This window comes from Micromonospora phytophila, from assembly GCF_023656545.1.
In the GTDB taxonomy this organism is placed as follows: Bacteria; Actinomycetota; Actinomycetes; order Mycobacteriales; family Micromonosporaceae; genus Micromonospora; species Micromonospora phytophila.
On sequence record NZ_JAMOKF010000347.1, the window covers coordinates 1 to 5,343 of the forward strand.

Below are 5,343 nucleotides of genomic sequence, written 5' to 3' on the forward strand. Positions count from 1 at the left end.
CCGGAACGCGGCGTTCAGCCCGGCGTCCGGGGCGTCCGGCAGCACCCGGGCGCCCGCCCGGCGCGCCACAGCCGCCACCCGGTCGTCGTCGGTGACCACCAGCACCTCGGCCACCGCCGGGCAGGCCCGCACCGCGCGGACCGTGTCGGCCGCCAGGGCCAGCGCCAGCACCTCGTGCGGTACGGCCGGCAGCGCGCCCCGCAACCGGCTCTTCGCGGCGGCGAGGGGCTTCACCGGAACCACCACGGTCCACCTCGGCTGACTCACGCCCACAATCCTGCCAGTCGGACGGCGGTACCCTCACTGGCCGGACCGGGGGCGAGCAGGCATGATTTCCGCTGCGGGTGACGCCGGACGCGGATCCGGTGCGGTGCGGGGCGGTACGAGGAGGCGCGGTGACACGGCGGAAGCTGGGGTTCTGGCAACGGTTCGCCGTGGTGCTGGTCAAGCCGGTGATGACCGTCTGGACCCGGCGCACCTGGCGCGGCATGGAGCACCTCCGGCGCGACGGCGGTGTGATCATCGTGCCGAACCACATCTCGCACGCCGACCCGCTGGTCTCCGCGCACTTCGTCTACGACGCCGGACGCTGGCCGCAGTTCCTCGGCAAGGCCAGCGTGTTCCGGGTCCCGGTGGTCGGCTGGATCCTGCACCGCTGCCGGCAGATCCCCGTCGAGCGCGGCAGCGTCGACGCGGTGAAGTCGCTGGACGCCCTGGTCGCGGCGCTCGCCGAGGGCGGTGCCGTGGTGATCTACCCGGAGGGCACCACCACCCGCGAGCCGCACCTGTGGCCGATGAAGGGCAAGACCGGGGCGGCCCGGCTCGCGCTGGCCACCGGCGCGCCGGTGATCCCGGTGGCCATGTGGGGCCCGGAGCGGATCTTCGACCCGCGTACCTCCCGGCTGAACCCGCGGCCGCGGATCCCGGTGACCGTGGTCGCCGGCCCGCCGGTCGACCTGAGCGCGTGGGCCGGCGCCACCCCGACGAGAGCCGTACTCGAGGAGATGACCGACACCATCATGATGCGGCTGCGTGATTTGCTCGCCGAGATCCGCGGCGGCACCCCGCCACCGCTGTGGGAACGACCCGCCCGGCCGGCCGTCGGCCGCGAGCAGCGTCCGGAGGCGGCGGCGTGAGCGGCCATGTGGCGGTGCTGGGGGCCGGGTCGTGGGGGACGGCGTTCGCCAAGATCCTCGCCGACGCCGGCCGGGACGTCACCGTCTGGGCGCGCCGGCGGCCGGTCGCCGACATGATCCGTGCCGAGCGGCGCAACCCGGAGTACCTGCCGGGCCTGGTGCTGCCCGGGCGGGTGACGGCGACCGGGGACGCCGCCGAGGCGATCTCCGGCGCCGAGGTGGTGGTGCTGGCCGTGCCGTCGCAGACGCTGCGCGGCAACCTGGCCGAGTGGACGGGGCACCTGCACCCCGACGCCACCCTGGTCTCGCTGATGAAGGGCATCGAACTCGGCACCACCAAGCGGATGAGCGAGGTGATCGTGGAGACCGCCGGGGTGGCGGCCGACCGGGTCGTGGTGGTCTCCGGCCCCAACCTCGCCCCGGAGATCGCCGCCGAGCAACCGGCGGCCACCGTGGTCGCGTGCGCTGACTCCTACCGGGCCACGCTGGTGCAGCGCTCGATCACCACGCCGTACTTCCGCCCGTACACCAACGACGACGTGATCGGCTGCGAGCTGGGCGGCGCGGTGAAGAACGTGATCGCCCTGGCGTACGGGATCGCCACCGCGATGGGCTTCGGCGACAACACCCGGGCGATGCTGGTCACCCGAGGGCTCGCCGAAACCGCCCGCCTGGGGGTGGCCCTCGGCGCCGACCCGCTCACCTTCGCCGGCCTGGCCGGCCTGGGTGACCTGGTGGCCTCCTGCTCCTCGCCGCTGGCCCGCAACCGCACCTTCGGCGAGCACCTGGGCCGGGGCGCGACGCTGGAGGAGGCCCGGGTGGCCACCCGGCAGACCGCCGAGGGAGTCAAGAGCGCGCTGGCCATCCGGGACCTGGCCCGGGCGCACGGGGTGGAGATGCCGATCACCGAACAGGTCGAGCTGGTCTGCCACGAGGGGGTCGACCCGCGGCTCGCCGTCGACGCCCTGATGAGCCGCACCACCAAGCCGGAGTGAGCGACGTGAGCGAGGACCACGACGGCACCCGGTGCGTGCGCGCCGGCCTGCCCGAGCCGACGCCGGGCCAGCCGTTCCTGCCCGGGCCGGTCTTCGCCGCGCCGTACCACCTCGACCCGTGGGCGGGGCCGGCGGCGACGCCGAACGGGTACGGCCGGCCGGACAACCCCACCCGACGCCTGCTGGAGGCGGCGATCGGCGAGCTGGAGGGGGGCGACTGTCGGGTCTTCGCCAGCGGGCAGGCCGCGATCACCGGCCTGCTGCTGGCGGTGCTGAAGCCGGGGGACACGGTGGTGCTCCCGTCGGACGGCTACTTCCCGGTCCGGGCGTTCGCCACCGACACCCTGGCGGGGATCGGGGTACGCGTGCTCTTCGCCCCGACCGCCGGCCCGTACCCGTCCTTCGACGGCGTACGCCTGGTGCTGCTGGAGACCCCCGCCAACCCGGGCCTGGACGTCGCCGACGTGCCCGCGCTGGCGGCCCGGGCGCACGCCGGCGGCGCCCTCGTGGCGGTGGACAACACCACCGCCACGCCACTCGGGCAGCGCCCGCTCGACCTCGGGGCCGACCTGGTAGTCGCCTCCGGCACCAAGGCGCTGACCGGCCACTCCGACCTGCTGCTCGGCTACGTCGCCGGCCGCGCCGCGGAGCTGCTGGACGCGGTGACCGCCTGGCGGACCGTCACCGGCGCGGTGCCCGGCGCGTTCGACGCCTGGCTCGCGCACCGCTCGCTGGCCACCCTCGACCTGCGGCTGGCCCGGCAGACCGCCAACGCCGAGGCGCTGGCCGGACTGCTCGCCGGGCGGGCCGACGTGACGGGGCTGCGCTGGCCCGGCCTGCCCGGGGACCCGGCCCACCCGGTGGCGTCGGTCCAGATGCGACGGATGCCGGGGGTGCTCTCCTTCGACCTCGGCGACGCCGAGCGGGTCGGCCGGTTCCTCGACGCGGCCCGGCTGGTGGCGGCGGCGACCTCCTTCGGCGGCCTGCACACCACCGCCGACCGGCGGGCCCAGTGGGGTGACGACACCCCGCCCGGCTTCGTCCGGCTCTCCTGCGGCGTGGAGGACACCGTCGACCTGGTCGCCGACGTGACCGCCGCGCTGGACGCCACCGGCTGAGTTATGGTCGTCCCGGCCCGTGTGGGGCCCCGAACCGAGGAGGTGAGTCCGATCCACCCGACAGGCAGGACCGACGCTCCCCTCCGCGTCCGCGCCGCCGGTTGAACCGGCGGGCCGGGAGCGTCGACGAACGTTCCCGGAGGTCCACCATGGCAGTCTCCTTCCGTCCCGACCGTCCCGCCCTCGTGCACCGGCTGCGCGCCGCCGGCTGCGTCTACGCCGAGGACGAGGCGGACCTGCTCATCGCCGCCGCCGACTCGCCGCACGTGCTGGCCGACCTGGTCGACCGCCGGGTCGCCGGGCTGCCGCTGGAGCATCTGCTCGGCTGGGCGGAGTTCTGCGGCGTACGCGTCGCCGTCGACCCCGGCGTCTTCGTGCCCCGCGGGCGGACCGCCCTGCTGGTCTCCGCCGCCGCCGGGGTGACCGGTCCCGCGCCGGCCGTGGTCGACCTCTGCTGCGGCTCCGGCGCCACCACCGTGGCGCTGGCCCGCCGGCTCGCGCCGCGTTGGCTGGCCGCCGCCGACATCGACCCCGCCGCGGTGGCCTGCGCCCGGCGCAACCTCGCCGGGCTGTCCGTCCCGGTCTTCCACGGCGACCTCTACGACCCGCTGCCGGCGCGGTGGCGGGGCCGGCTGGACCTGGTGGTGGCCAACGCCCCGTACGTGCCGACGGCGACGGTGGCGCTGATGCCGTCCGAGGCGCGGCTGCACGAGGCGCCGGTGGCCCTCGACGGCGGCCCGGACGGGCTGGCCGTGCTGCGCCGGGTGGCCGAGGGCGCGGCGCGCTGGCTGGCACCGGGCGGGCACCTGGTGGTGGAGACGAGCGAGGCGCAGGCCGACGCGCTCTGCGCCGTCCTGACCCGGGCGGGCCTGGCGCCCACGGTGACCTGCGACGACGACCTCGACGCCACCGCCGTCACCGCCCGCCGCCCCGCCTGACCTACCTGACCCCACCCGCCCCTCCCGCCTCGCCGCCCCGGGACCCGCCGTCGTGATCGGAGATCAACCAGCCACGGCCGTCCCGGTACCGGCGAGCAGAGGGGCGTGGCGGCGGCGAGGGAGGGGAACTAACCTCACGTCAGGTCGCGACGGCGGGAGGCGGTTCTTCGTGGGCAGTGCGGGTGTGCCGGTGGTCGTCGGGCTGGACAACGGGGGCACCAGCAACAACGCCACGGTGCTCACCCTGGACGGCCGGTTCCTGGTCGACGGCCTGGTGGAGAACCCCAGCGAGGTCCTGGTCGGCCCGGAGGCGGCGATCGAGGCCCTGGCCCGCGCGTTTGACGGGGTGTTGGCGCTCACCGGGGTGCCGCGCGAGCTGGTACGCGCGGTCGGGCTGGACACCCCGGGCCCGGCGAGCGCCGCTGGGGTCATCTCCTCGCGCGGGTCGACCAACTTCTCCCAGCCGGCCTGGCGCGGCTACGACGTGCGCGGCGCCTTGGAGCGGCGACTGGGTCTGCCGGTCGTCTACCACAACGACGGGAACGCCGCCGCGCTCTACGCCCACCACGCGTACTTCGGTGCGGAGGCGATGCGCCGGTCGTCGGTCTCGGCCATCGTCGGCACCGGGCTCGGCGGCGGGGTCGTGGAGGGTGGCCGGGTGATCGCCGGGGCGGCCGGCATGGCGGGCGAGCTGGGGCACGTGCACATCCCGACGGACGGGCTGCTCGCACCGGGTCAGGCCGTGCCGACGTGCGCCTGCGGCTTCGCCGGGGACGTGGAGAGCGTCGCCTCGCTGACCGCCATCGAGCGGAACCTGCTGCCGTACTGGCTGACCCGGTTTCCGGACCATCCGCTGGCCGTCGAGCCGCCGGCTCGGGCGGCGAAGCTGGTCCGGGGCCTCGGCGAGCGGGGCGACGCGCTGGCCCGGGAGGTCTTCACCCAGCAGGCGATGGCGCTGGGCCGGCTCTTCACCGTCGCGGCGAACTTCACCGACCCGCACGCGTACTTCGTCGGGGGCGGGGTGGTGGAGGCGGCGCCGGAGTTCCGCGACTGGTTCCTCGCGACCGTACGCGAGCACACGGTGCTTCGCGCGGAGCAGGCCGCGGTGGCCACCTTCGCCCTGGTGCCGGAGCGTGACATGGCCGGCGCGCGGGGG

At 75.8% G+C, this 5,343-nt stretch carries 5 protein-coding genes and 1 pseudogene; 5 read left to right on the plus strand and 1 reads right to left on the minus strand.

Annotation, left to right across the window (positions count from 1 at the left end):
* A pseudogene (locus tag NCC78_RS26915) lies at positions 1 to 267 on the minus strand (2-phospho-L-lactate guanylyltransferase); the annotation flags it as partial.
* Positions 268 to 395: 128 nt separating this feature from the next.
* On the opposite strand from NCC78_RS26915, the gene NCC78_RS26920 reads away from it, so the two are divergent.
* The 5 genes from NCC78_RS26920 to NCC78_RS26940 all read left to right on the plus strand — a co-directional run.
* Positions 396 to 1,136, plus strand: a complete 741-nt coding sequence (locus tag NCC78_RS26920; protein ID WP_250797968.1) for a lysophospholipid acyltransferase family protein — start codon at positions 396 to 398, stop codon at positions 1,134 to 1,136.
* Complete coding sequence (locus NCC78_RS26925) at positions 1,133 to 2,131, plus strand: NAD(P)H-dependent glycerol-3-phosphate dehydrogenase (protein WP_250797969.1); 999 nt, start codon at positions 1,133 to 1,135, stop codon at positions 2,129 to 2,131. The genes NCC78_RS26920 and NCC78_RS26925 overlap by 4 nt, the downstream gene beginning before the upstream one ends.
* Positions 2,128 to 3,249: a cystathionine gamma-lyase gene (locus tag NCC78_RS26930; RefSeq protein WP_250797971.1), complete on the plus strand. Its 1,122-nt coding sequence runs from the start codon at positions 2,128 to 2,130 to the stop codon at positions 3,247 to 3,249. Before NCC78_RS26925 ends, NCC78_RS26930 begins: the two co-directional genes overlap by 4 nt.
* 149 nt (positions 3,250 to 3,398) lie before the next feature.
* On the plus strand, positions 3,399 to 4,187 hold the full coding sequence (locus NCC78_RS26935; RefSeq protein WP_250797973.1) for a putative protein N(5)-glutamine methyltransferase: 789 nt from the start codon (positions 3,399 to 3,401) through the stop codon (positions 4,185 to 4,187).
* A 169-nt stretch (positions 4,188 to 4,356) separates the two neighbouring features.
* Positions 4,357 to 5,343 (plus strand): ROK family protein (locus NCC78_RS26940; protein WP_250797974.1); only part of this gene is annotated, 987 nt, incomplete at its 3' end.